The 24,289-nt window shown below is 66.5% G+C and carries 23 protein-coding genes; 17 read left to right on the top strand and 6 right to left on the bottom strand.

The features are described from left to right. Both hrpA and DFR40_RS14030 read right to left on the bottom strand, forming a co-directional pair. Positions 1-3,957 carry an ATP-dependent RNA helicase HrpA gene (hrpA, locus tag DFR40_RS14035; protein WP_121459128.1) on the bottom strand — a complete coding sequence of 1,319 codons (3,957 nt, stop codon included), beginning with the start codon at positions 3,955-3,957 and terminating at the stop codon, positions 1-3. A gap of 76 nt (positions 3,958-4,033) precedes the next feature. After that, the gene (locus tag DFR40_RS14030) at positions 4,034-4,285 is read right to left on the bottom strand and encodes a hypothetical protein (RefSeq protein WP_121459127.1); all 252 of its coding nucleotides are present in this window, start codon (positions 4,283-4,285) and stop codon (positions 4,034-4,036) included. Between the two features lie 165 nt (positions 4,286-4,450). Here DFR40_RS14030 and DFR40_RS14025 point away from each other — a divergent pair, with 165 nt between their 5' ends. From DFR40_RS14025 to DFR40_RS14010, 4 genes are all read left to right on the top strand, one after another. Continuing rightward, positions 4,451-6,079 carry a methyl-accepting chemotaxis protein gene (locus tag DFR40_RS14025; protein ID WP_121459126.1) on the top strand — a complete coding sequence of 543 codons (1,629 nt, stop codon included), beginning with the start codon at positions 4,451-4,453 and terminating at the stop codon, positions 6,077-6,079. A 64-nt stretch (positions 6,080-6,143) separates the two neighbouring features. Further along, positions 6,144-7,121: a hypothetical protein gene (locus DFR40_RS14020; RefSeq protein ID WP_121459125.1), complete on the top strand. Its 978-nt coding sequence runs from the start codon at positions 6,144-6,146 to the stop codon at positions 7,119-7,121. A gap of 121 nt (positions 7,122-7,242) precedes the next feature. Further along, complete coding sequence (locus tag DFR40_RS14015; RefSeq protein WP_121459124.1) at positions 7,243-8,871, top strand: SagB/ThcOx family dehydrogenase; 1,629 nt, start codon at positions 7,243-7,245, stop codon at positions 8,869-8,871. Then, entirely contained in the window at positions 8,868-9,308 is a 441-nt protein-coding gene (locus tag DFR40_RS14010) for an ankyrin repeat domain-containing protein (protein WP_121459123.1), read from the top strand. Before DFR40_RS14015 ends, DFR40_RS14010 begins: the two co-directional genes overlap by 4 nt. Here DFR40_RS14010 and crcB read toward each other — a convergent pair whose 3' ends face one another. Next, entirely contained in the window at positions 9,309-9,698 is a 390-nt protein-coding gene (crcB, locus tag DFR40_RS14005; protein ID WP_121459285.1) for a fluoride efflux transporter CrcB, read from the bottom strand. A 150-nt stretch (positions 9,699-9,848) separates the two neighbouring features. Between crcB and DFR40_RS14000 the strand changes: the two genes are divergently transcribed. The 10 genes from DFR40_RS14000 to DFR40_RS13955 all read left to right on the top strand — a co-directional run bounded on the left by DFR40_RS14000 (position 9,849) and on the right by DFR40_RS13955 (position 19,476). After that, the gene (locus DFR40_RS14000; RefSeq protein ID WP_121459122.1) at positions 9,849-11,420 is read left to right on the top strand and encodes an inorganic phosphate transporter; all 1,572 of its coding nucleotides are present in this window, start codon (positions 9,849-9,851) and stop codon (positions 11,418-11,420) included. A gap of 100 nt (positions 11,421-11,520) precedes the next feature. Continuing rightward, positions 11,521-12,165 (top strand): DUF47 domain-containing protein, encoded by a 645-nt coding sequence (locus tag DFR40_RS13995; RefSeq protein WP_121459121.1) that lies wholly within the window; start codon positions 11,521-11,523, stop codon positions 12,163-12,165. A gap of 9 nt (positions 12,166-12,174) precedes the next feature. Next, positions 12,175-13,182: an inorganic phosphate transporter gene (locus tag DFR40_RS13990; protein ID WP_121459120.1), complete on the top strand. Its 1,008-nt coding sequence runs from the start codon at positions 12,175-12,177 to the stop codon at positions 13,180-13,182. Between the two features lie 105 nt (positions 13,183-13,287). Further along, a complete protein-coding gene (locus tag DFR40_RS13985) occupies positions 13,288-15,084 on the top strand; it encodes a glutamine--tRNA ligase/YqeY domain fusion protein (RefSeq protein ID WP_121459119.1) in 1,797 nt (598 codons plus the stop codon). Between the two features lies 1 nt (position 15,085). Next, on the top strand, positions 15,086-15,283 hold the full coding sequence (locus DFR40_RS13980) for a hypothetical protein (RefSeq protein ID WP_121459118.1): 198 nt from the start codon (positions 15,086-15,088) through the stop codon (positions 15,281-15,283). Then, positions 15,283-16,452 (top strand): Eco57I restriction-modification methylase domain-containing protein, encoded by a 1,170-nt coding sequence (locus tag DFR40_RS13975; RefSeq protein ID WP_121459117.1) that lies wholly within the window; start codon positions 15,283-15,285, stop codon positions 16,450-16,452. The genes DFR40_RS13980 and DFR40_RS13975 overlap by 1 nt, the downstream gene beginning before the upstream one ends. Then, a complete protein-coding gene (gene pyrF, locus DFR40_RS13970) occupies positions 16,449-17,261 on the top strand; it encodes an orotidine-5'-phosphate decarboxylase (RefSeq protein WP_121459116.1) in 813 nt (270 codons plus the stop codon). Before DFR40_RS13975 ends, pyrF begins: the two co-directional genes overlap by 4 nt. A 10-nt stretch (positions 17,262-17,271) precedes the next feature. Next, a complete protein-coding gene (gene ypfJ, locus DFR40_RS13965; RefSeq protein WP_121459115.1) occupies positions 17,272-18,144 on the top strand; it encodes a KPN_02809 family neutral zinc metallopeptidase in 873 nt (290 codons plus the stop codon). A gap of 4 nt (positions 18,145-18,148) precedes the next feature. Continuing rightward, a complete protein-coding gene (locus DFR40_RS13960) occupies positions 18,149-18,667 on the top strand; it encodes a protein disulfide oxidoreductase (protein WP_121459114.1) in 519 nt (172 codons plus the stop codon). After that, complete coding sequence (locus DFR40_RS13955) at positions 18,664-19,476, top strand: peptidoglycan DD-metalloendopeptidase family protein (RefSeq protein WP_121459284.1); 813 nt, start codon at positions 18,664-18,666, stop codon at positions 19,474-19,476. The genes DFR40_RS13960 and DFR40_RS13955 overlap by 4 nt, the downstream gene beginning before the upstream one ends. Positions 19,477-19,482: 6 nt before the next feature. Here the strand turns inward: DFR40_RS13955 and DFR40_RS13950 are convergent, their stop codons facing one another. Then, positions 19,483-20,172 (bottom strand): DUF3334 family protein, encoded by a 690-nt coding sequence (locus tag DFR40_RS13950; RefSeq protein WP_121459113.1) that lies wholly within the window; start codon positions 20,170-20,172, stop codon positions 19,483-19,485. Between the two features lie 103 nt (positions 20,173-20,275). Here DFR40_RS13950 and DFR40_RS13945 point away from each other — a divergent pair, with 103 nt between their 5' ends. After that, positions 20,276-20,593, top strand: coding sequence for a hypothetical protein (locus tag DFR40_RS13945; RefSeq protein WP_121459112.1), 318 nt, complete (start codon positions 20,276-20,278; stop codon positions 20,591-20,593). Here DFR40_RS13945 and DFR40_RS13940 read toward each other — a convergent pair. After that, positions 20,584-20,937 (bottom strand): RidA family protein, encoded by a 354-nt coding sequence (locus tag DFR40_RS13940; protein WP_121459111.1) that lies wholly within the window; start codon positions 20,935-20,937, stop codon positions 20,584-20,586. The two genes, DFR40_RS13945 and DFR40_RS13940, sit on opposite strands and share 10 nt — an antisense overlap. Before the next feature lie 251 nt (positions 20,938-21,188). Beyond that, positions 21,189-23,009 carry a diguanylate cyclase gene (locus tag DFR40_RS13935; protein ID WP_170160233.1) on the bottom strand — a complete coding sequence of 607 codons (1,821 nt, stop codon included), beginning with the start codon at positions 23,007-23,009 and terminating at the stop codon, positions 21,189-21,191. Positions 23,010-23,132: 123 nt separating this feature from the next. On the opposite strand from DFR40_RS13935, the gene DFR40_RS13930 reads away from it, so the two are divergent. Continuing rightward, positions 23,133-23,720: a hypothetical protein gene (locus DFR40_RS13930; protein WP_121459283.1), complete on the top strand. Its 588-nt coding sequence runs from the start codon at positions 23,133-23,135 to the stop codon at positions 23,718-23,720. 69 nt (positions 23,721-23,789) lie between these two features. After that, positions 23,790-24,212, top strand: a complete 423-nt coding sequence (locus DFR40_RS13925; RefSeq protein WP_121459109.1) for a MaoC family dehydratase — start codon at positions 23,790-23,792, stop codon at positions 24,210-24,212. Positions 24,213-24,289: the final 77 nt, after the last annotated feature.

Here is a 24,289-nt window from a genome sequence, read left to right as displayed (position 1 = left end):
TCAGCGGGCCATCCCTTCCCACTGTTTCTGCAGCCGCTTGACCGAGACCGGCACCGGCGTGCGCAGTTCCTGCGCGTACAGCCCGACACGCAGTTCTTCGAGCAGCCAGCGGAATTGCTCGATTTGCGGGTCGACCGTGCCCATCTTCGCCAGCTGGATCGCCCGCCGCTCGTAGTTGGTCCACAGCGGCGCATACTCGGCCATCGACTGGGCGTCACGCGCCGGATTGGCCTTGAGCTTGTCGAGGCGCACGCCGATCGCTTTCAGGTAGCGCGGGTAGTGCTGCAGGCGCTCGAAGGGTGTGTCGACAACGAAGTTCCTGCCGATCAGCCGCTTCAACTGCGCCTCGATGTCGGCGACGGCCGCCGCGTGCGCCTTGAACGCCGGCAGCTTCTTGACCGCCGCTTGCCATTCGGTGAGCACGGTGCCGACCAGGCGGCAGACTTCCTGCATGATCAGCCCGAGCCGCGCCTTGGCCTCGGCGCAGCGCGCCTTGAAAGCCTCCGGTGTGGTCGGCAGCGGCTCGGTCAGGCAGGCGCGTTCGAACGTCAATTCGACGATCTGCCGCTTCAGGTCGTCGCTGCTGCCCAGCGCCATGAACTGCATCGCCATCTGGGTCAGGCCGGGGACGTTCTTGTCGAAGTACTTCACCTGCTCCCTGAACTGCAGCATGAACAGCCGCGACAGGCCCTTGCGGTGCGCATCGGCGGCTTCCTCGGGGGAATCGAAGACCTTCAGGCTGACCGTTTCGCCGTCGTCGATCAGCGCCGGGTAGCCGATCACCGTCTGCTTGCCGACCGGGACTTCCATCAGTTCCGGGAGCTCGCCGAAGGTCCAGTCTGTCAGTTTCGTGTATTCGGACGGCGTTTCGTGCAGCTCGGCGAATTCCTCCTTGGCTTCCTTGCCCCATTCGCCGCGCAGCGCGACCAGACTGCGGTTCATGTCGAGTTGGCGGCCGTGCTCGTCGATCAGCTTGTAGTTCATCGAGAAGTGCGGCGGCAGCGCGTCGGGGCGGAAGACGTCGGGCGTCACCGCCCAGCCGCGCGCGTTGAGGCCGCGCGCTTCGAGGATGAATTCGATCAGCGGCGTGACGATGCCCTGGTTGAGCTTGCGGTCGTTGCCCTCTACGGTCGACAGGAATTCTTCGACAAATTCCGGCACCGGCACCAGCTTGGCGCGGATTTTCTGCGGCAGCGTCTTGATCAACTGCACCAGTTTTTCCTTGATCAGGCCCGGCACCAGCCATTCCATGCGCGCTGCCGGAATCTGGTTGAGCTGCGCCAGCGGCAGCGTCAGCGTCACGCCATCCCTCGGCGATCCGGGCTCGAAGTGATAAGTGAGCGCGTACTCCACACCGCCGGCCTTGAGCTTGTGCGGGAAGGCCTCGGTGGTGACACCGGCCGCCGAGTGGCGCATCAGGTCGTCCTTGGCCAGGAAGAGCAGCTTGGGGTTTTCCTGCTCGGCGCTCTTGCGCCAGTGGTCGAAGGTCGCGCCGTTGTGGATGTCTTCCGGAATGATGTGATCGTAGAAGGCGAAGATCAGTTCGTCGTCGACCAGCACGTCCTGGCGGCGCTGCTTGTGCTCGATCTTCTCGATCTCGCGAATCTGCTTCTGGTTGTGCTGAAAGAAGGGCCAGCGCTTGGCAAAGCTTTCCTCGATCTCCTCGCCGACCAGCCCCTGGCGGATGAAAATCTCGCGCGCCTCGGCCGGCGCCAGCGGGCCGTAGTGGATGCGCCGCTTCGGGTTGATGACGATCCCGTAGAGCGTCGTCCGTTCCCAGCCGGCGACCTGCATCGCCTTTTTTTCCCAGTGCGGATCGAAGTACTGGCGCTTGATCAGGTGAGCGCCCACTTTCTCGATCCAGGCATCCTCGATGCGCGCCACGCAACGACCGAACAGGCGCGTCGTCTCGGTGATCTCGGCGGCCATGATCCACTTGCCGGCCTTCTTCTGCAGCGGCGACGACGGGTGGATCAGGAAGCGGATGCCGCGCGCGCCGAGGTAGTAGCCGGACTCGTCCGACTTGCAGCCAATGTTGCCGAGCAGGCCGGAAAGCAAGGCCATATGGATGGCATCGTAAGTGCCGGGGAGGTCGTTTTCCTTCCAGCCCAGCTCGGCGACCATCGCGTGCAACTGGCCATGTACCTCGCGCCATTCGCGCAGGCGCAGGTAGGAGAGGAAGTTCGCGTGGCAGGTATCGACCAGCGACTTGTTCGATTTCTTGTGCTCGACCGCGTTCTGGAACCACTGCCAGAGTTTGACCCAACTCAGGAATTCCGATTTCTCGTCGGCGAACAGCTTGTGCTTCTCGTCCGCCGCCTGCTGACGCTCCTGCGGCCGTTCGCGCGGGTCCTGCGTGGACAGCCCGGCAGCGATCACCAGCACTTCCTTCAGGCAGCCGAGGTCGCGGGCAGCGACCAGCATGCGGCCGATGCGCGGATCGAGCGGCAGTTTCGCCAGCGCCTCGCCGACCTTGGTCAGGCGGTTTTCATCGTCGAGCGCGCCGAGTTCCTGCAACAGCGCGTAGCCGTCGCTGATCGCCTTGGCCGGCGGCGGCTCGATGAAGGGGAAGCTCTCGACATCGGTCAGGCGCAGCGACTTCATGCGCAGGATGACGCCGGCCAGCGAGGAGCGCAGGATTTCCGGATCGGTAAACGGCGGCCGCGCGTTGAAATCGGCCTCATCGTACAAACGGATGCAGACGCCGGCGGCGACGCGGCCGCAGCGGCCGGCGCGCTGCCGCGCCGCCGCCTGCGAAATCTTCTCGACCTGCAACTGCTCGACCTTGTTGCGGTACGAGTAGCGCTTGACCCGCGCCAGACCGGTGTCGATGACGTAGCGGATGCCCGGCACGGTGAGCGAGGTTTCGGCGACGTTGGTGGCCAGCACGATGCGCCGCTGGCCGCCCGAGGGCTTGAAGATGCGGTCCTGCTCGCCGGCCGACAGGCGCGAGAACAGCGGCAGGATTTCCGGCGCATGCGCGCTGGACAGGCCGGGCCGCGCCAGCGCGTGCTTGCGCAGCGCCTCCGCCGCCTCGCGGATTTCGCGCTCGCCGGGCAGGAAGACCAGGATGTCGCCGGAACCCTGCCGGGCCAGCTCGTCGGCGGCATCGACGATGGCATCGTAGAGGTCGCGCTCGTCGTCCTTCTTGTCGATGTCCTCGACCGGGCGATGGCGTACTTCGACCGGATACAGGCGGCCGGACACCTCGATCACCGGAGCAGGTTTCCCATTCGCGTTGAAATGCTGCGAGAAGCGCTCGGCATCGATGGTCGCCGAGGTAATGATGAGCTTGAGGTCCGGCCGGCGCGGCAGCAACTGCTTCAGGTAGCCGAGCAGGAAGTCGATGTTCAGGCTACGCTCGTGCGCCTCGTCGATGATGATCGCCTCGTAGGCGTTCAGGTAGGGATCGCTTTGCGACTCGGCGAGCAGGATGCCGTCGGTCATCAACTTGACCCAGCTGTCCACGGTCGACTTGTCGTGGAAGCGAATTTTCACGCCGACGCCGGCGCCGACCTGGGTCTTCAGTTCCTGCGCCAGCCGCGTCGCCACCGACCGCGCGGCCAGCCGGCGCGGCTGCGTATGGCCGATCAGGCCACGGGCGCCGATGCCGAGATCGAGGCAGATCTTTGGCAACTGTGTGGTCTTGCCCGAGCCGGTTTCGCCGCAGACGATGACCACCTGGTTGTCGGCAATCAGCCTGGCGATTTCGTCGCGCCGCTCGTTGACCGGCAGGTCGGGCTGGAATTCCGGCTTGGGCAGCTTGCTGCGCCGTTCGGCGACGGCGGCCTGCGAGGCGGCGAGCAGCCTTTCCAGGTCGGCCTGCAGTTTTTGCCGTTTTTCGCCGGTCGACCGTGGCAGGTCGCGCTGCAGCGCGCGCAGGCGGCGGGCATCGGCGGTCAGGGAGGTCAGGGCGACGTCGTCGCGCGACGCGGGCTTGCGGGTATGGGCGGACATGGGGCCGGATTATATTCGTCCGCCAACGCAAACGCCGCCCGCAGGCGGCGCTGGCACCGGGATGCGGCGACCGTGCTTAGTGGCCGGCACCCATCCACTGGGCGCTCTTGCCGTCGCTGGTTGCCTTGCAGCTGACGGCAACGCCGGAGATCGTCGCCTTGGTGCCGACCGCCTGGAAGGCACCGAGATCGCCGTTCCAGCACTGCGGCGCCTTGGCGGCGGCCGGCGCAGCAGCCGGTGCGGCAGCCGGCTTGGCCGGCGGCGTGGATTGGCTGGCACAGGCAGACAGGACGAAGACGACGGCCGAGGCAAGAAGCAATTGACGCATGGTTTTTCTCCGGGAAGGGTTTGATGGAAACCCGCGCATTGTCTTACCCGCAGATTGCAATTTCGTTGCAACGCAAATTCGCATGGACAGCGCCGCAGGACTGTCATACTCTGCGGGTAAAAAGAACAAAGTTATCCAAAACACCAAATTCCTCGGAGAAATACCATGGGCATTTTCAACTTTGCCAGCATGAAGGGGCGCCTGACCCTGTCGGTCCTGGTCGCCCTGCTCGGCCTGATCCTGCTCGGCACCTTCCAGGTCCTGCACCTGCGCACGCAGTTGCTCGAGGACCGCAAGGCGACGCTGAACGCCGCCATCGACATCGCGATGACCACGGTCAAGGCCTTCCACGACCAGGAAACCAAGGGCGAACTCAGCCGCGAAGAGGCCCAGAAACACGCGCTGGCGGCGCTGCGCGGCATGCGCTACCTTGGCCCGGAATATTTCTACGCCTACGACAGCAAGGGCATCGGCGTGATGCACCCGATCCGCCCCGAATACGTCGGCAAGAGCCACTGGGACCGCCAGGACAAACAGGGCAACTACACCGTCCGCGACCTGGTCAAGACCGCCATCGACAAGACCGGTTTCACCGAGACGCAAACCGCCCGGCCAGGCAGCGAGGCGCTGGTGCCCAAGCTCCAGCGCGTCGAACACTACGCCCCCTGGGACTGGGTGATCGGCACCGGGCTGTACATCGACGACCTCGACACGCTGTTCTACCAGCAACTGCGCAACGCCGGCATCGTCATCGCGCTGATCCTCGTGCTGGTCGGCGGCATCACCTGGTGGGTGGCGCGCTCGCTGCTCGCCCAGATCGGCGGCGAACCGGCGCTGGCAGTGGCGACGATGAGCAAGGTCGCAGCCGGCGACCTGACCGTCTCGATCGAGCGCACCGTGCCCGGCAGCCTGCTCGGCGAACTCAACCAACTGGTCGGTGCGCTGCGCCGGATGATGGCCAACATCACCCAGAACGCCGCCCAGGTCGCCAGCGCCGCCCAGGAAATCTCCGACACCTCGGCCCGCGTCGCCGACGCCGCCTCGGCGCAGACCGACGCGACGCAGACGATGGCGGCGGCGATGGAGGAGCTGACCGTCTCGATCACCCACGTTTCGAGCAACGCCGGCGAAACCGAGGAACACGCCAGCAGCGCCGCCGAACTCGCCGTCCAGGGCGAGCGCAGCGTCGAAACCGTTGCCGCCAACATCGCGACGATGGCCGGCACCGTCGGCGAAGCCGCCGAGAAGGTGCGCACGCTGTCAGCCAACGCCCAGGAAGTCGCGCGCATCGCCTCGGTGATCAAGGACATCGCCGGCCAGACCAACCTGCTCGCCCTCAACGCCGCCATCGAAGCCGCCCGCGCCGGCGAACAGGGCCGCGGCTTCGCGGTCGTCGCCGACGAGGTGCGTGTCCTCGCCGAACGCACCGAGAAGGCCACGCTGGAAATCTCCGGTGTCGTCGACCGGATCCAGAGCGAAACGCTCAACGCCGCCCGGGTCATGGACGCCGCCCTGCCGGAAGCCGAGCAGGCACGGACCACCGCCGGCGAGACGACCGAGCTGCTGCACCGCATCGCCGAAGGCTCGCGCGCCGCCCAGGGACTGGTCCGCGACGTCGCCGCCTCGACCCGCGAACAGAGCGAGGCCAGCACCTCGCTGGCGCAGCAGGTCGAACGCATCGCCAACCAGGTCGAAGACACCGGTTCGAGCATGCGCACCACCGCGCTGGCCGCCCAATCGCTGCTCGACACCGCACGCAACCTGAGCGCCGAAACTGCCCGCTTCCGGGTCTGACGAGCAGCCCGTCGGCATTATTCGCCCGTTATAATCCGCGGACTCAAACCCGCGGATTTTTTTCATGGCCATCATCCGGTGCAACAAATGCGCACTGCTCGCCGAGCACCCTGACGACTTTGTCGGCAAGAACGTCGCCTGCCCGAAGTGCGGCACACCGACCCCGGTCTACCCGGCGCTGTTCTTCATCGAAAAGCTGCTCGACAAGTACTTTGCCGCACAACGTGAAGTGATCCGCCTGACCCCGGCAACCGCCACCGCCGCTCCAGCGCCGGCCAGCGAAATTGCCGGCATCGATCTCGGCAACACCGACAGCCTGGCCAACGAACTGCAGCACGGACCGATCTACGACTGGTTCCACAAGAAGCAGATCAAGGTCCAGGCCAACATGCGCGGCGTTGACACCAGCGGCTTCTTCGACGAAATCGCCGAAGCCATCGGTGCCAACCTGCCGGTGCTCAAGGAGGTGCTCGAAAGAATCCGCTGGTCGCAACAGAAGGAGCACGCCAGCGCCACGATCAGCCTCGAGCGCAAATCACCCGAGGACGCCAAGGCAATCTCGACCTTCTGCCAGCAGCTCTACGATTTTTCCTTCGTCGCCAAGTGCTTTCACAACAAGCAGGAAAACAACGTCCGCCTGATCCTGCAGAGCGCACCGACAATCCGCAATTTCTTCAACGGTGAATGGCTGGAATGGCATGCGCTGATGACCAGCCTGCGTCATGCCAAGGAACGCGGTCGCCGCTTTTCCTGCGCCCGCGGTCTCAACCTGACGCTGGCCAATGGCGACCCCTACGAAATCGACGTCTTCATGTTGATCGACGGCAGCATCCCGGTATGCATCGAGTGCAAGAGCGGCGAGTTCCGCCAGAACATCGACCGTTACCTGGCGCTGAAAAAACGCCTCGGACTGGAAGGCCGGCAGTTCGTGATGTGCATCGCCGGGCTCGGCGACGACAACGCCAAGGCATTTTCAGCGATGTACGACCTCAGCTTCGCCAATGAACGCACGCTGGCGGACAAGCTGAACCGGCTGTTCTGAAGCACGCCCCCCGGCGCCACGGAACTTCCGCGCGGCGACGGTGCCCATGACGGCAAGCCCGTGACCAGTCACGGGCACAGCCCTTGCTCGCCGTCGTGAAAACCGCCGAAAGACCTTGCCCGTGTCGGATACCGAACAAAGCCCGCTGCCCCTTTACCACGCCCGCACCAAGCATCGCTTCGACGCTTACGCCGCCGGCCCCGGCCAGCTCGACTGGGACGCCCAGCCCGCGCCGTTCCGCCACTACCTGGGTGCCCCGCGGTGCGAACTGCCGCTGGCCGCCGAGCGTTACGAACGCGCTTACGGTCGACTCGGCGAAATGCCCGAAAATCCGGTGCCGGCAACGCTGGCCAGCCTGGGCGCGCTGTTCGAACTGGCATTCGCCATCTCGGCCTGGAAAAGCTGGGGAGCGAACCGCTGGGCGCTGCGCTGCAACCCGTCGTCCGGCAACCTCCACCCGGTCGAGGCCTGGGCACTGTGCGGCGGCCTGGCCGGGGTGCCGGACGGCCTGCATCACTACGATCCGGAAGCGCACGCGCTGGAACATCGCGTCCTCGTTCCGCCCGCCGACGCCGCCCCCTGGCTGGCCATCGCGCTGTCGTCGGCGATGTGGCGCGAAGCCTGGAAGTACGGCGAACGCGCCTTCCGCTACTGCCAGCTCGATGTCGGCCACGCCCTCGGCAGCCTCGCCTACGCCGCCGAACTGCTCGGCTGGCGGCTGCGCCCGCAGGCCATCGGCAGCGACACCCTCGGCGGCCTGCTCGGGCTCGACCGCGCGGCCGATTTCCCGGCCGGCCGCGCCGCCAGCAGCGAGCGCGAGGAAGCGGAAATCCTCGTCGCCATCGACGCCCCCGGCCTGTCCACGCCGCCCGACGCGGCGCTGCTGCGCGTCCGCCACGACGCCGCCGGCTGGCTCGGCAAGCCGAGCCGGATCGACCCGGCGCCCGGCTACCGCTGGCCGCTGATCGACCAGGCAGCAGTCGCCAGCCGGAGCGCGGAAATTGCCCCGATTTCACGGTCGACCGTCGAATTCGACGAATTTCCGCCGCTGCCGGCGCACCCGACCACCGCCGGTGCCGCACAACTGATCCGCCAGCGCCGCAGCGGCCAGCGCTTCGACCCGCGCCAGACACTGCCGCGCGCCGCCTTCCTGCGCCTGCTCGACGCCACGCTGCCGCGCCGGCGCGCCCCGTTCACCGGGCAGACGGCACCGGCGCAGGTCCATCTGCTGCTCTTCGTGCTGCGCGTGGACGGCCTCGACAGCGGCCTCTACCTGCTGCCGCGCGGCGCTGCCGGCGCCCAGCTGGCGGCGACGCTGACTGCCCGCTTCCCGGATGCCGCGCCGGTCGAAGACTGTCCGCCGCACCTCGGCCTGCGCCGCCTGACCCGGGCCGGCCTGCTGGAACTGCAGCGCCTGGCGCGCGCCCTCAACTGCCATCAGGACATCGCCGCGACCAGCGCCTTCTCGCTCGGCATGCTCGCCGATTTCAGCGCCGCCGACGGCGCCGGCTATCGGGAACTGCTGCGCGAAGCCGGCCGCATCGGCCAGGCGCTCTACCTCGAAGCCGAGGCCGCCGGCGTGCGCGGCACCGGCATCGGCTGCTTCTTCGACGACCCGGTGCACGACGTTGCCGGGCTGAGCGACGGACGCTGGCAGAGCGTCTATCACTTCACCGTCGGCACGCCCATCGTCGATCAGCGCATCGAAACCGCACCGCCCTACCCGCAACGGACACAGGAAGGATCATGAGCCCGGACCTCGCCCAATTCCTCGACCAGCATGGCTTTCCCCGCGACCGGCTGTCGGCGCCGCAGGACGACGGCCGCTTCACGCCGCTGATGCGCGCCTGCAAGGAAGGCCGCCTCGACATCGTCGACGAACTGCTGACGCTCGGCGTCGATCTCGCCGTCACCAACATCGACGGCTGCAACGCGCTCTGGCTCGCCTGCTACCACGGCAATCCCGCGCTGCTCCAGCGCCTGATCGACGCCGGCATCGAGATCGACCGCCAGAACGGCAACGGCGCCACCTGCCTGATGTATGTATCGTCGAACGGCAAGGCCGAGCTGGTCAGGCTGCTGCTGGCCAACGGCGCCGACCCGGCGCTGCGCAATCTCGACGATTTCAGCGCGCTCGACCTGGCGTCCACGGTCGACTGCCTGCGCCTGCTGAAAATGGCCGCCTGATCAGCCCCAGATCCGCGTCGCGCCGACGCTGAGCAGGCCGAGCCAGGTCGCCGTCAGCGAACCGCCCAGGTGGATCGCGGCGAGGCCGATGGCCAGCGCCGGCTGGCCGGCGAGCAGGCGCTCGACGACTTCGGCGGAAAAGGTCGAGAAAGTGGTCAGGCCGCCGAGGAAACCGGTGATCACGAACAGCTTGAGCGCCGGCGACAGGCCCGAGTTGAGATGGAAGACACCGACGGCGACGCCGACCAGGTAGCCGCCGATCAGGTTGGCAGCGAGCGTGCCCAGCGGCAGCGCGACGAACAGCGGGTTGAGCGCCAGGCCGAGCAGCCAGCGCGTCCAGGCGCCGAAAGCGGCACCCAGTCCAACTGCAGCAAATCCGATTGCGTTCATGCGTCCTCCGTCGGCGGCCATTCTAGCGCGTAACCCAAGGCAAACGTTCGATGTCACAATAGCGCCCTTTGTCAGACCCCGCGTCGCCGAAACCATCCGGCGAGGCCAGCAACAGCACACGACACCCGCCCTAGCGGCTGGAGAAACAGCATGGAATTCAAGGACTTCAACGACATCGAAAAAGCCACCAAGCGCGGCCGCCGGGAATTTGCCCGACTCGGCATGGGCCTGCTCTTCGTCGTCTGCATCATGATCTACACCGCGCTCGGCGTCGGTGTCACCGGCACCCAGGGCATCATGCTGGTGGTCGCCGCGATGATCGGCGGCTACATGGCGATGAACATCGGCGCCAACGACGTCGCCAACAACGTCGGGCCGGCCGTCGGCTCGCACGCGATCACGATGACCGGCGCCATCGTCATCGCCGCCATCTTCGAAGTGATGGGCGCCCTGATCGCCGGCGGCGACGTGGTGTCGACGATCCGCGGCGGCATCATCAACCCGGAAGCGATCGCCGACAACAACCGCTTCATCTGGCTGATGACCTCGGCCCTGCTCGCCGGTGCGATCTGGCTGAATTTCGCCACCGCCGTCGGCGCCCCGGTGTCCACCACCCACTCGATCGTCGGCGCCGTCCTCGGGGCCGGCGTCGCGGCCGGCGGCATCGACGCCGCCAACTGGAACACGATGGGCGGCATCGCCGCCAGCTGGGTGATCTCGCCGGTGCTCGGCGGCCTCGTCGCCGCCGGCTTCCTGTTCTGGATCAAGCGCGCGATCACCTACCAGGCCGACATGGTCGCCGCCGCACAGAAGACCGTGCCGCTGCTGATCGCGCTGATGGCCTTCGCCTTCTCGACCTACCTGATCCTCAAGGGCCTGAACAAGGTCTGGAAGGTCGACTTCTGGACCGCCTGCGCGATCGGTGCCGCGATCGGCGCCGCCACCTGGCAGCTGACCGCCGCCTCGATCCGGCGCCGGGCCGGCCAGCTCGGCAACGACAAGGCGAGCATCAACTCGCTGTTCACCGTTCCGCTGATCTTCGCCGCTGCCCTGCTCAGCTTCGCGCACGGCGCCAACGACGTCGCCAACGCGATCGGGCCGCTGGCGGCGATCGCCGATACCGTGATGCACGGCGCCGTCTCCGAGAAAGCCACGATCCCGCTCTGGATCATGCTCGTCGGCGCCCTCGGCCTGGCCCTCGGCCTCGGCCTCTACGGCCCCAAGCTGATCCGCACGGTGGGCAGCGAAATCACCGAGCTCGACCAGATGCGAGCGTTCTGCATCGCGATGTCGGCCGCCGTCACCGTCATTGTCGCGTCGCAGATGGGCCTGCCGGTGAGCTCGACGCACATCGCGCTGGGCGGCGTCTTCGGGGTCGGTTTCCTGCGCGAATTCATCAAGAGCAACTACTCGAAGATGGTCGAGGAAATCCGCGAACACCACCTGGGAGAGGACCGCGAAGTCGTCGACGCCTTCCTCAAGCGCTTCACCCAGGCCAGCATCCAGGAAAAGCGCGAGATGCTCGACCAGCTCAAGACCCGCACCGCGCAGGCCGACCTCTCGAAGTACGAGCGCAAGCAGATGCGCCGCGTCTATCGCCACGAACTGGTCAAGCGCTCGGCGGTCTTCCGCATCGCCGCTGCCTGGATCATCACCGTCCCGGCCTCGGCGCTGATGGCGGCGATGATCTACTACATGATCTTCGGCATCGTGCACGCCTGAGCGACAAACGGGAAATATCGCAGCGAATTGATCCAGCGCAACCCGCCCCCGGGGCGGGTGCTAAAATGACGTTTTGTCACAAAACGAAAACAAAACTGTCATGTTCGGTGCCTTGATGCCCAAAGAGGGCAAGTATTTCGACTATTTCAACGCCCACGGCGAACTCGTCGCCCAGGGCGGCAGCGCCCTGCTGAAGCTGATCGACGCGCTCGCCAGCGGCGTCGACGAAGCCGGTGCGCAACAACTGGCCGACGAGATCGACCGTCTCGAGAGCGAGGCCGACACGATCACCCACGAGGTGCTTGCCCACCTGCACAGCGCCTTCATCACGCCGTTCGATCGCGACGAGATCCACGAACTGATCAACGGCATGGACAACATCCTCGACATGATGCAGGACGTCGCCGAGGCCATGTCGCTCTACGACATCCACCGCATCCCGGCCGAGGCCAAGGCGATGGCCGAGATCACCGAACGCTCCTGCCGCCGCGTCACCGACCTGGTCAAGCTGCTGCACAACATGGACAACGGCCCGCAGATCCTGAAAATCTGCAAGGAGATCGGCGAACTCGAGTCGGATGTCGACCGCCTGCTGCGCACCGCGATGTCGAAGACCTTCCGCGAAGAACCGGATGTCCGCGAAGTGATCAAGCTCAAGGAGATCTACCAGCTGCTCGAGTCGGTCACCGATCGCTGCAAGGACGTTGCCGGCACGGTCGAGGCGATCGTTCTCGAGAATTCCTGAGCGCCATCGATGGAAACCCTCAACATCAGCCTCGGGGTGGTCGTCACCCTGGTGGTGGTGGCGTTGCTGTTCGACTTCATGAACGGCTTCCACGATGCGGCCAATTCGATCGCGACGATCGTCTCGACCCGCGTCCTCAAGCCGCAGCACGCCGTGCTCTGGGCCGCCTCGTTCAATTTCCTGGCCTACTTCCTGTTCCATCTCAAGGTGGCCGCCACGATCGGCAAGGGCACCATCGATCCGAGCATCGTCGATCACTACGTGATCTTCGGCGCGCTGATCGGCGCCATCGCCTGGAACATCATCACCTGGTACTACGGCATCCCCTCGTCGTCGTCGCACGCACTGGTCGGCGGACTGGTCGGCGCCGCGGTGGCCAAGGCCGGCTTCGGCAGCCTGATCGCCTCGGGCGTGCTCAAGATCATCGCTTTCATCTTCGTCGCCCCGCTGCTCGGCTTCTTCATCGGCGGTCTGCTGATGGTCGCCGTCTCGTGGATCTGCCGCAACATGGCGCCACGCAAGGTGGACAAGCATTTCCGGCGCTTCCAGCTGATCTCTGCAGCCGCCTACAGCCTCGGTCACGGCGGCAATGACGCCCAGAAGACGGTCGGCATCATCTGGATGATCCTGATTGCCGCCGGCCTGTCGACCACGGAATCGGAAATCCCCGGCTGGGTCGTCCTCGCCTGCTACACGGCGATGGGTCTGGGGACGATGTTCGGTGGCTGGCGCATCGTCAAGACGATGGGCAACCGGATCACCAAACTGAACCAGGCGCGCGGCTTCTGCGCCAACAGCGGCGGCGCGGTCACGCTGTTCCTCGCCTCGGCCTTCGGCATCCCGGTGTCAACCACGCACACGATCAGCGGCGCCATCGCCGGCGTCGGCACGACGCGCGGCGCCCGGCACGTGCGCTGGGGCGTTGCCGGCGGCATCGTCTGGGCATGGATCCTGACCATCCCGTGCAGTGCGCTGATGGCCGCTGCGGCCTGGTACGTCGGCCGCCTGGTCCTGTAAACCGGGAAATCCCGCCCACCGGACCGGCCGGACGCCGGTCCGGTGCGTTTGCCGGGCCGGTGCGCTGGTAGAATGTCGCTTTACCGAATCGCCCCAACCGGCCCCATGTCCAACGAAAACAAGACTCCCGCGCCCGCCGCCAATTTCATCAAGAACATCGTCGAGGCCGACCTCGCCGCCGGCAAGCACGCCCAGCGCCGCTGGGCCGGCCAGCCCGGACTGGCCGCGACGCACGCGGCAGCACCGCTCGACGCGGCAAAAATCCGCACCCGTTTTCCGCCCGAACCGAACGGCTACCTGCACTTCGGTCACGCCAAATCGATCCTGCTCAACTTCGGCCTCGCCCGCGAATTCGGCGGCCGCTGCCACATGCGCTTCGACGACACCAACCCGGAAAAGGAAGAGCAGGAATACGTCGATTCGATCCTCGACGCCGTCCGGTGGCTCGGCTGCTCGTGGGAGAGCGAAGGCGAGAACAACCTCTACTACGCTTCCAACTACTTCGACTGGATGGTCCAGTTCGCCGAGCACCTGATCGCCACCGGCCACGCCTACGTGGACAGCCAGTCGGCCGAGGAAATGCGCGCCAACCGCGGCACGCTGACGCAGCCGGGCAAGGATTCGCCGTTCCGCAACCGTTCCGTCGCCGAGAACATGGACCTGTTCAAGCGCATGCAGGCCGGCGAGTTCGCTGACGGTCAACACATCCTGCGCGCCAAAATCGACATGGCCGCCGCCAATATCAACCTGCGCGACCCGGCCATCTACCGCATCCGCCACGCCACCCACCACAACACCGGCGACAAGTGGTGCGTCTATCCGATGTACACCTTCGCCCACCCGATCGAGGACGCGCTCGAGTGCATCACCCACTCGATCTGCACGCTCGAGTTCGAGGACCAGCGCCCGTTCTACGACTGGCTGCTCGAGCGCCTGGCCGAAGGCGGCCTGCTGCAACGGCCGCTGCCGCAGCAGATCGAATTCTCGCGCCTCAACCTGACCTACGTCGTCCTCTCCAAGCGCAAGCTGATCCAGCTGGTCGACGAAAAGCACGTCGACGGCTGGGACGATCCGCGCCTGCCGACCCTCGTCGGCGCCCGCCGCCGCGGCTACTCGCCCGAGGGCTTCCGCCTCTTTGCCGAACGCATCGGCGTCTCCAAGCATGACTCGCTGATCGACTACGTCGTCTTCGAGGACGCCATGCGCGAGGTCATGAACGAGGCCGACGAACGCCGCGTTGCCGTGCTCGATCCGCTCAAGCTGATCATCGACAACTATCCCGAAGGCCAGTTCGAGGACTGCCACGCGCCCAACCATCCGCTCAAGCCGGAACTCGGCCAGCGCACCATGCCTTTCGGTCGCGAGTTGTGGATCGAGGGCGAGGACTTCCAGGAAGTCCCGGAAAAGGGCTTCCGCCGCCTCTTCCCGGGCAACAAGGCGCGCCTCAAGTATGGCTACATCGTCGAATGCACCGGCTGCGACAAGGACGAGAACGGCAAGGTGATCGCCGTGCATTGCACCTACCTGCCCGACACCAAGTCGGGCACGCCGGGCGCCGACAGCGTCAAGGTCAAGGGCAACCTGCACTGGGTTTCGGCGGCGCATGCCTGCCCGGCCGAAATCCGCCTCTACGACCGACTCTTCTCGGTCGCCGCCCCCGGCGGCCGGCGCGAGGGCGACGCCCCCGAACTCGAGCGCAACTTCCTCGACGACATCAATCCGGATTCGCGCAAGGTGATCACCGCCATGCTCGAACCCTCGCTCAAGGATGTCCAGCCCGAGCAGCGCTTCCAGTTCGAGCGCCACGGCTACTTCGTCGCCGACCGCGTGGACTCGCGCCCGGGCGCACCGGTTTTCAACCGTGCCGTGACGCTCAAGGATTCGTGGGGCAAGGGTAGCTGAGATGGCCGGCAGCTGGGGTTGTCCGCACGAGGTCGCTGACCGCTGCACGAAGATCAACGATCTGCCGTGCAACCCCGGCATGAAGGGCTGCGAGCTGGCCGGCCGCTACCGCTTCGCCGACGCGAGCAAGAACGAGCGCTACTGGGAAAAGAAGGCGCGCGAGCAGGCCGCCGCCCAACGGACGACCGGCAGCGACTGATGCCGCTCGACGTCGAACGCCTCGGCCAGGTCTTCACCCCGCCCAGCGTGGTCGAGTTCATGCTCGGCCTGTGCCGCAATCACGGCCGCGTGCTCGAGCCGTCGGCCGGCGACGGCGCCTTCTACAACGCCCTGCGCCGGCAGGGCCGCGAACTCACCGGTGTCGAAATCGACCGCCGCGTCGCGCCGGCCGGCGCCCGCGTCATGGATTTCTTCGCCCTGCCCGAGAGCGAGCGCTTCGCCACCATCGTCGGCAACCCGCCCTACGTGCGCTATCAGGATATTGCGGTCAACACCCGGAAACGGCTGAAATCCCCGCGCTTCGACAAGCGCAGCAACCTCTTCCTGTTCTTCATCGAGAAGTGCATCCGCCACCTCGAACCGGGCGGCGAACTGGTCTTCATCGTGCCGCGCGAGTTCATCAAGCTGACCTCGGCCCGGAAACTCAACGCCTGGCTGTTCACCCAGGGCAGCATCACGCATTTCTTCGAGACCGGCGACGTCCGCGTCTTCGCCGGGGCGACGCCGAACTGCTGCATCTTCCGCTTCGAGAAGGGGCGTTTCGACCGGCGCATGGACGACGGGCGGACCTTCACCGAAGTTGACGGTCAACTGATGTTTCTGCGCGAAAATCACAGCGTGCGCCTGGCCGACCTGTTCGAGGTGCGCGTCGGCGGCGTTTCCGGCGCCGACCCGGTATTCCGCCACCCCGAGGGCAACCTCGATTTCGTCTGCTCGAAGACCGCCGACACCGGCGAGACGCGGCGCATGATCTACGGCATCGAGCACCCGGCGCTGCTGCCGCACAAGCAACGCCTGCTCGCCCGCCGCGTGCGCAAGTTCGACGAGGACAACTGGTGGCACTGGGGCCGCCATTTCCCGGTCAACGACGACCCGCGCATCTACGTGAACGGCCGCACGCGCAAGCCCGAGCCCTTCTTCCTGCACGACTGCCCGAACTTCGACGGCGCCATCCTGGCGCTGTTTCCGAAGAACCGCCGGATGCGCCGGCGCGACCTGATCGAGTGCACGATGATGCTCAACCACGAAGTCGACTGGCAGCAACTCGGCTTCGTCTGCGACGGCCGCTTCCTGTTCACCCAGCGCAGCCTGCAGACCTGCCTGCTGCCCGACAAGTTTTCCCGCTATCTGCCGAAGGACGAAACATGACCTTTACCGACCAACTCGCCGCCGCCTGGCAGGACAACGACTCGCTGCTCTGCGTCGGCCTCGATCCCGACCCGGCGAAATTCCCGGCGCACCTCAAGGGTCGCGATGACGCGATCTTCGAATTCTGCACGGCCATTGTCGACGCCACCGCCGACCTCGCCTGTTCGTTCAAGCCGCAGATCGCCTACTTCGCCGCCCGCCGCGCCGAAGACCAGCTGGAAGCGCTGATCGCCCACATCCACGAAAAGCACCCGGGCATCCCGGTGATTCTCGACGCCAAGCGCGGCGACATCGGCTCGACCGCCGAGCAATACGCCGTCGAGGCCTTCGAGCGTTTCCGCGCCGACGCGGTCACGGTCAACCCCTACATGGGCCGCGATTCCGTCGAGCCCTACCTGGCCTTCCCCGACAAGGGCGTGATCCTGCTCTGCCGGACCTCGAACGCCGGCGGTTCCGACCTGCAGTTCCTCGACGTCGGCGGCGAAAAGCTCTACCAGCGCGTCGCCCGCCTGGCCGCCGAACAATGGAACACGAGCGGCCAGATCGGCCTCGTCGTCGGCGCCACCTTCCCGGCCGAAATCGCCCGCGTGCGCCAGATCGTCGGCGACATGCCGCTGCTGGTACCGGGGATCGGCGCCCAGGGCGGCGACGTCGAAGCCACGGTCAACGCCGGAAAAACGGCAAAAACCACCGGCCTGATGATCAACTCCTCGCGCGCCATCCTCTACGCCGGCCAGGACGAGAACTACGCCGCAGCCGCCCGCCGCGCCGCCCAGGAAACCCGCGACGCGATCAACCGTTACCGCTGAGGACACCGCCATGCGCATGGACGACCACCGCGAAAGCGACAACGTCGAGGACCGCCGCGGCAGTTCGGGCGGTGGCGGCCTGCGCCTGGGCGGCGGCAGGCTGGGCCTGGGAACCATCGCCATCGCGCTGGTCGCCAGCTATTTCCTCGGTCTCAACCCGTTGACCGTGCTCAACATGCTCGCCGGCGGCGGCCTGCCGGCGGTCGAACAGCAGGCGCCGGCCAGCCGGCCGCCGGCCGACGACGCGACGGCGATCTTCGTCTCGCGCGTGCTCGCCTCGACCGAGGACACCTGGAACGCCGCCTTCCGCGAGATGGGCCGGCCCTACCGCGAACCGAAGCTGGTGCTGTTCACCGGCGTCACGCCGACCGCCTGCGGCACCGGCCAGTCGGCGATGGGCCCCTTCTACTGCCCGGGCGACGAAAAGGTGTACATCGACCTCGCCTTCTTCGACGAACTCAAGCAGCGCTTCAAGGCGCCCGGCGAGTTCGCCCAGGCCTACGTCGTCGCCCACGAAGTCGGCCACCACGTCCAGCACCTGCTCGGCATCTCCGGGCAGGTCCAGCGCGCCCGCCAGCAGGTCGGCGAAGCCGAGGCCAACGCCCTGTCGGTCCGCCTCGAACTGCAGGCCGACTGCCTGGCCGGGGTCTGGGGCAAGCGCACCGACACGATGAAGAACGTTCTCGAACCCGGCGATCTGGAGGCGGCGCTGACCGCGGCTTCGGCGATCGGCGACGATCGCCTGCAGCAGCAGGTGCAGGGCCGCATCGTCCCGGAAAGCTTCACCCACGGCAGCTCGGCGCAACGCGTGCGCTGGTTCCGGCGCGGCTTCGACAGCGGCGATTTCAACCAGTGCAACAGCTTCGAGACGAAGCAGCTGTAAGGCCATGAGCAACAACCCGAAGCCCCCGCGCTGGCGTCGCTGGGGCCTGGAAATCGCCATCTTCGTCGGCGCCCTGCTCGCCTTCCAGGCCTGGCAGTTGCGCGATAGCGCACGCGGCCCGGCGCCGGCATTCCACGGTCAACTGGCCGACGGCGGCAATTTCGACCTCGCCGCCTGGCGCGCGGCGCATCCGGGTCGCGCCGGGCTGATCTACTTCTGGGCCGAGTGGTGCCCGATCTGCAAGACCACCGCCGGCAGCGTCACGAACATCGCCGCCGACCACCCGGTCGTCACGATTGCCACGCAAAGCGGTGACAGCGCCGCCGTCGCCCGCCTGCTCGCGGAAAAAGGCTACCGCTGGCCGACCCTCGCCGATCCGCGCGGCGCGATCATGCAGCAGTACGGCCTGCCCGGCACGCCGGGTTTCGCCATCGTCGCGCCGGACGGCAACATCCGTTTCACCGCCGTCGGCTACACCAGCGAAATCGGGCTGCGCCTGCGCCTGTGGTGGGCAAGCCGATGAAGCGCGGCGCCCTGGCCCTGCTGCTCGCCCTCGGCACCCAGCTGGCGTGGGCCCTGCCGACCCACGCGCCGGTACCGGGCGGCGTCGCCGTCGTCGACCTCGGGCCGGCTTCGACGCCACGCCCGCAAGCCGCCTGGGACGACCGCCGGCTGGCCGTGGTCAGTGACGGCGGGCGCTGGTTTGCACTGCTCGGCATCCCGCTCGACGCGCTGCCGGTACCGCTGGAAATCCGCGTACGCGCAGGGTCGACCGTGCGCAGCATCGAAGTCCCGGTGGGCACCCGCCACTATCCGGAACAGCGCCTGACGATCCGCGAGAAGCGCAAGGTCGAGCCGGCGCCCGAGGACCTGGCCCGGATCGAGCGCGAGCAGGCGCACACCGCCGACCTCAAGCGCCGCTTCTCGGCGGCCGAGCCGGACCCCGATTTCGCCCGCCCGGCCGACGGCCGGCTGTCGTCGCGCTTCGGCCTGCGCCGCTTCTTCAACGGCCTGCCGCGCAACCCGCACAACGGTCTCGACTTCGCCGCTCCCACCGGCGCCCCGGTGCGCGCACCGGCGGCCGGCACGGTGATCGACACCGGCAATTACTTCTTCAACGGCAACAGCGTCTTCATCGACCACGGCCAGGGGCTGATCAGCATCTACATGCACCTGTCGCGCATCGACGTCGGCAACGGCCAGCGCGTCGCCCGTGGCGAACGGATCGGCGCGGTCGGCGCGACCGGCCGCTCGACCGGGCCGCACCTGCATTGGACGGTGCTGCTCAACGATGTCGCGGTCGACCCCGAATTTTTCCTGAAAACGCGCTGAGCCGGCTCACATGCCGAGCGACTTGAGCAGGTCGTCGTGCTCGCTGCTGGCGGCCGGCGCAGCCGGTGCCGACGGGGCGACGGCGGCCTGGGCGATCAGCTCGTCGGGGTCGGCCAGCGTTTCGGCCTCGAAGTCGTAGAGCTTGATGAACTCGGTGCGGTCGATCGCCAGTTCGAGGTAGAAGATGTTGTTGCTCGCGGTGTAGAAGGTGACGCGGCGGGCTTCCGGCTTGTCGAGGTTGGTGTCGACGCTGAGCATCACCTGCTTGTTGAGAACCAGCATCTTCGGCTGGTTCTGGGTGATGTGCGTCTGCAGTTCGCGCCCGACCTTGCCGGTGAAGTTGCCGACGATCTGGTTCATCAGCTCACCCATGACGTTGCTGACTTCGTCGGCGGTGTGGCTGGTCGCCAGCTCGTCGCGGGCCATGCCCATGCTCAGCAGGTAGCGCTCGTAGAGCTCCATCGCCGCCGGTGCCGAGAAATTGATCACGACCAGGCCGGTGAAACCGCCGTCGAACAGCACGAAGCAACCGATGTCCGGCTTCAGGCAGGTCTTGGTGATGCGCTGGACCATGCCGGAATAGCGCACCTGGCTCTGGGTGGCGACGTTGAGGACGTCGGTGACCGAATTGCAGAGGCTGACCAGGATGTCTTCGGTGCCGTAGACGACGGCGTTTTCTTTGTGGCTATGGCTCATGATCGGGCGTTTTTCAGAAAAATGACAATACCCGCATATATAACACAGTCTGCACCGAGGCAGCGGCCTTGCCGCGCCACACCCGGCTGCCGCATCATGCGGCATGCGCAAAACCGTCGTCGAAATTCACCCCGCAGCGCCGCCGAAACCGCTTGCCGGCCAGCCCTGCAACGGCTGCGGCGTGTGTTGCGCGCTCGAGACCTGCCCGCTCGGGCGACTGCGCTTCCGGCAACGCCATGGCCCCTGTCCGGCACTGACCTGGGCGGCCGACGAACAGCGCTACCACTGCGGCCTGCTCAGCGATCCGCGACGGCATTTCGGCTGGCTGCCAACGGCGGCCACCGGTCTCGCCGCCCGCCTCTGCGCCCGCTGGATCGCGGCCGGCAGCGGCTGCGATTGCGACGCCGAGGTTCAGGACTGAACGACGGCGGCGGTCAACGCGATTTCGACGCGATATTCCGGCTTCGCCAGGCGGGCCTGCACGCAGGCGCGCGCCGGCGCGCAGCCGGCCGGCAGCCAGTCGTCCCAGACCGCGTTCATCGCGTCGTAATCGGCCATGTCGGCCAGGTAGAGGGTGGCCATCAGCAGATGGCGGCGGTCGCTGCCGGCCTGCGCCAGCAGACGGTCGACGCTGGCCAGCATGGCTGCGGTCTGGCCGCCGGCGTCGAGCCCGGTATCGGGCGCAACCTCGACCAGGTAAACGGTGCCCTGGTGCACCACGCTGTCGGAATAGCGGCGGGTCGTGCCGTGACGTTGAATCGACATGTCGTCTCCTGAAAAGCGAGAAGCCCATGCGCGACTGGCATGGGCTTCGGTTTGCTGCAACCCCGGCACACCCGGCCGGGGCATTCGGCGTTACGCCGTAAGGGGAGTACTACACGGTAATCTCAAGAAATGCTTCCTTCGACAACGGCCATAGAGTCTCCTGCGACGCAGCATCGACTGCCACTGCATGCCGGGCTTGCTGCACCCCCGACACGATTTCAGCTTACCACTTCAGGCAGAAAAAACCAGCCCTATCGTTCTTCCGCCGAACGCTTGTTGGCGTACATCGCGAAGTCGGCCACCGACAGCAGTTGCGAGGCACTGGCGCCGTCGGCCGGATAGAGCGAAAGACCGATGCTGGCGCCGACGCGGGTGCTGGTGTCATCGTCGAGCATGACCGGCTCGACCAGCACCTGGCGCAGCTTCTCGGCCAGCTTGCGGTACTGGTCGCGCTCGGCGCGACCTTCGAGGACGACGACGAACTCGTCGCCACCGAGCCGGGCAACCGTGTCGCTGGCGCGCACCGAATGCTCGAGACGGTCGGCGAGGACGACCAGCAAGGCATCACCGGCCTGGTGACCGTAGGTATCGTTGACCGCCTTGAAACCGTCGAGGTCGATGACCACCAGCGCGAAGCCGCCATCGCTGCGCTGGGCACGCAGGATCGCCTGCTCGACCCGGTCGAACAGCAGCGTCCGGTTGGCCAGGCCGGTCAGCGCATCGTGGTGCGCCATGTCGTGCAGGCGCTGCTGGCTGGTCTGCAAGCGGCGATTGGTTTCGGCCAGTTCGCGGGTGCGTTCGTCGACGCGGCTCTCGAGCAGGCGCTCCGACTCCTCGAGCAACTGCACGCGCGCACGTTCGCTTTCGAGCGCGCGCGCAGTGGCCGATTCCTTTTCCAGACGCAGCAACGAGATGCGTTCGGCCAGCGCAAACGAAAGCAGCAGCATCTCGAGCGCCGAGCCGAACTGGATGCCGTTGGCGGTGACGAAATTGGTCGGCACCAGCGCCAGGTTGCGCAAGGCCATCAGGGCGACGCCGAAGAGCAGCACCAGCCAGGCGATCAGGAAGAAACGGGCGGCCGGATTGCCCTGGCGCAGGCTGGAAACGCCGCAAAAGACGGCGAGTACCGAGAACAGCAGGCCGATCACCGAGGTCGCCTGGGCCGCCCACTGGTAGGGCAAAACCAGCGGCATCAAGGCGACCAGGGCAAAGGCGGCGACACTGAGGCGCAGCCAGCGGTCGAGCTGCGGCTGGCGTCTCGCGGTGTCGAGGAAGAGCCGGGTGAACCAGGCGCCGAACAAGCCGGTCGCGGCGAATCCAGAACTCAGCGAGATGGCCTGCCAGCCGCGCCATTCGGGCCAGACGAACTGGTAGCCGAAACCGCTCAGGGCGAGCTGGCCGACGGCCATCGCTGCGACGAAGGCGACATAGGCGAGATAGACGTTCTCGCGCAGGCGCGCCCAGATCAGCAGGTTGTACAGCCCGAGCCCGATCAGCATGCCGTAGTACAGCGCATGCGCGGCGTAGCCGGTCTGGTCGGCGCGGGCGAAGTCATCAGCCTGCCAGAGGCGCAGCGGGATCGTCAGGGTGCCCTGCGACTGGACCCGCAGATAGAGGCGGGTGCCACCATCCGGTGAGAGTTCGAGCGGAAAGACGAAATGCCGGTGCGCCAGCGGCCGCTCGGCGAAGGGCAGCTGGTCGCCGCTGCGGTATTCGCGGCGCCCACCGGGCGCAAGCCGGTAGAGGCGAACGTCGTCGAGCGTCGGGAAAGCCACCTCGAGCAGCCAGCGGCGGCTTTCCGCCGGCAATTCGGGCAGGTCGATGCGCAACCACCAGGCTGAATGACTGTAACCGAAGTTGGGAACACCGCTGCCGCGATAAGGCTGGAAACCACCGCTGCGATCGAGTTCGATCACTTCGTCGAGGCTCGCCCGGCCGCCCGGGTCTTCTAGGATCGCCAGCCGTGACGACAGGTCGAGTGCGCCCGCGGCAGCCAGGGCCGGGCCGCCGGCCAGCAACAGGCAGGCGACGATCAGCCAGGATCGCAGCAGATGAAGGGGAAAGACGGGCAAGATGGAGGCGCCGGTGAAAAGTGGTGACAGTCTATACATCCCGACGCAACTTTTCAGCATTGCCTGTTTGGTCAATCGCCGATGATCGGTGAGAATACCGGGATCGATCACCCGGGCGGCCCCATGGACAACCTGATCAAGGATACTGCAACGCTCGAGCTGTTCTGCTGGCTCGACCCCGGCGCCGACCTGCCGGGCTGGGACATCCTGCGCGGCAGCCCGTTCGGCGCCACGCTGGCGGCACCGCAAGGCGGCGCACCGGCTGCCGGCGACCAGTTGCTGTCGGTACAGAACTACTTCGCCGAATACCACCTCGAGTATTTCCGCCAGCGCCGCTACAACCATTTCCCGAGCCGCCTGCACGCACTGCTGCAGTTCGCCACGCGCACCGACGCGATGACCTTCCGCTTCAAGCATCCCGACCGCGTCTTCGGCAAGAACCTGTCCTGCTCACGCACCCAGGGCGCCTACATCTGCTCCTTCCACGATGCCAGCTGGCTCGACTACCTGCGCCTGCCGCACAGCCTGTCGCTCGAGGCGCTCGACGAAGTCGCTGACTACTACTGGTCGGGCAAGACCGTCGAGGAAGTCGGCCTGACCTTCATGGACGAGCCCTGGCGCGAACCGCCGGTGATCGAGGCGCTCTACCAGGGCAGCCTGGAGCCGGTCTGGGGCCACCAGCAGTCCGGCTGGCTGCCCGGCTTCCGCTGACATCGGCATGCCGCCGCCGACATGCTAGAGTTCCGCTTCCAATTTCAATAACCCCTCAGGAGCACAGCCATGGCCTATTACATCGACCAGCTCGAACCCGGCATGTCCGCGAGCACGTCCAAGACCGTCACCGAAGCCGACATCATCCTCTTCGCCGGCATCTCGACCGACGTCAATCCCGCCCACCTCGACGAGGAATACTGCAAGGGCACGATGTTCGGCACACGCATCGCGCACGGCATGCTCTCCGCCGGTTTCATCTCGGCGACGCTGGCCAACAAGCTGCCCGGGCCCGGCACCATCTACCTGTCGCAGACCCTGAAGTTCAAGGCCCCGGTCAAGCCGGGCGACACCGTCACCGCCACCGTCACCGTGCGCGAAGTCAACGCCGCCAAGAACCGCGTCATTCTCGACACCGTGTGCACGGTCGCCGGCAAGACCGTGATCGAAGGCGAATGCCTGATGATGCCGCCGGTCCGCCCGGCCGCCTGATTTCCGGCTGCCCATGAAAAACGCCGGCGGGGCAACCCGGCCGGCGTTTTTTGCCATTTACGACGGTCGACCGTCAA

The organism is Azonexus fungiphilus (genome assembly GCF_003634965.1).
Taxonomy (GTDB): domain Bacteria; phylum Pseudomonadota; class Gammaproteobacteria; order Burkholderiales; family Rhodocyclaceae; genus Azonexus; species Azonexus fungiphilus.
Note: the sequence above shows the minus strand (reverse complement) of the source record. Positions and strands in the feature narration are given on the sequence as shown.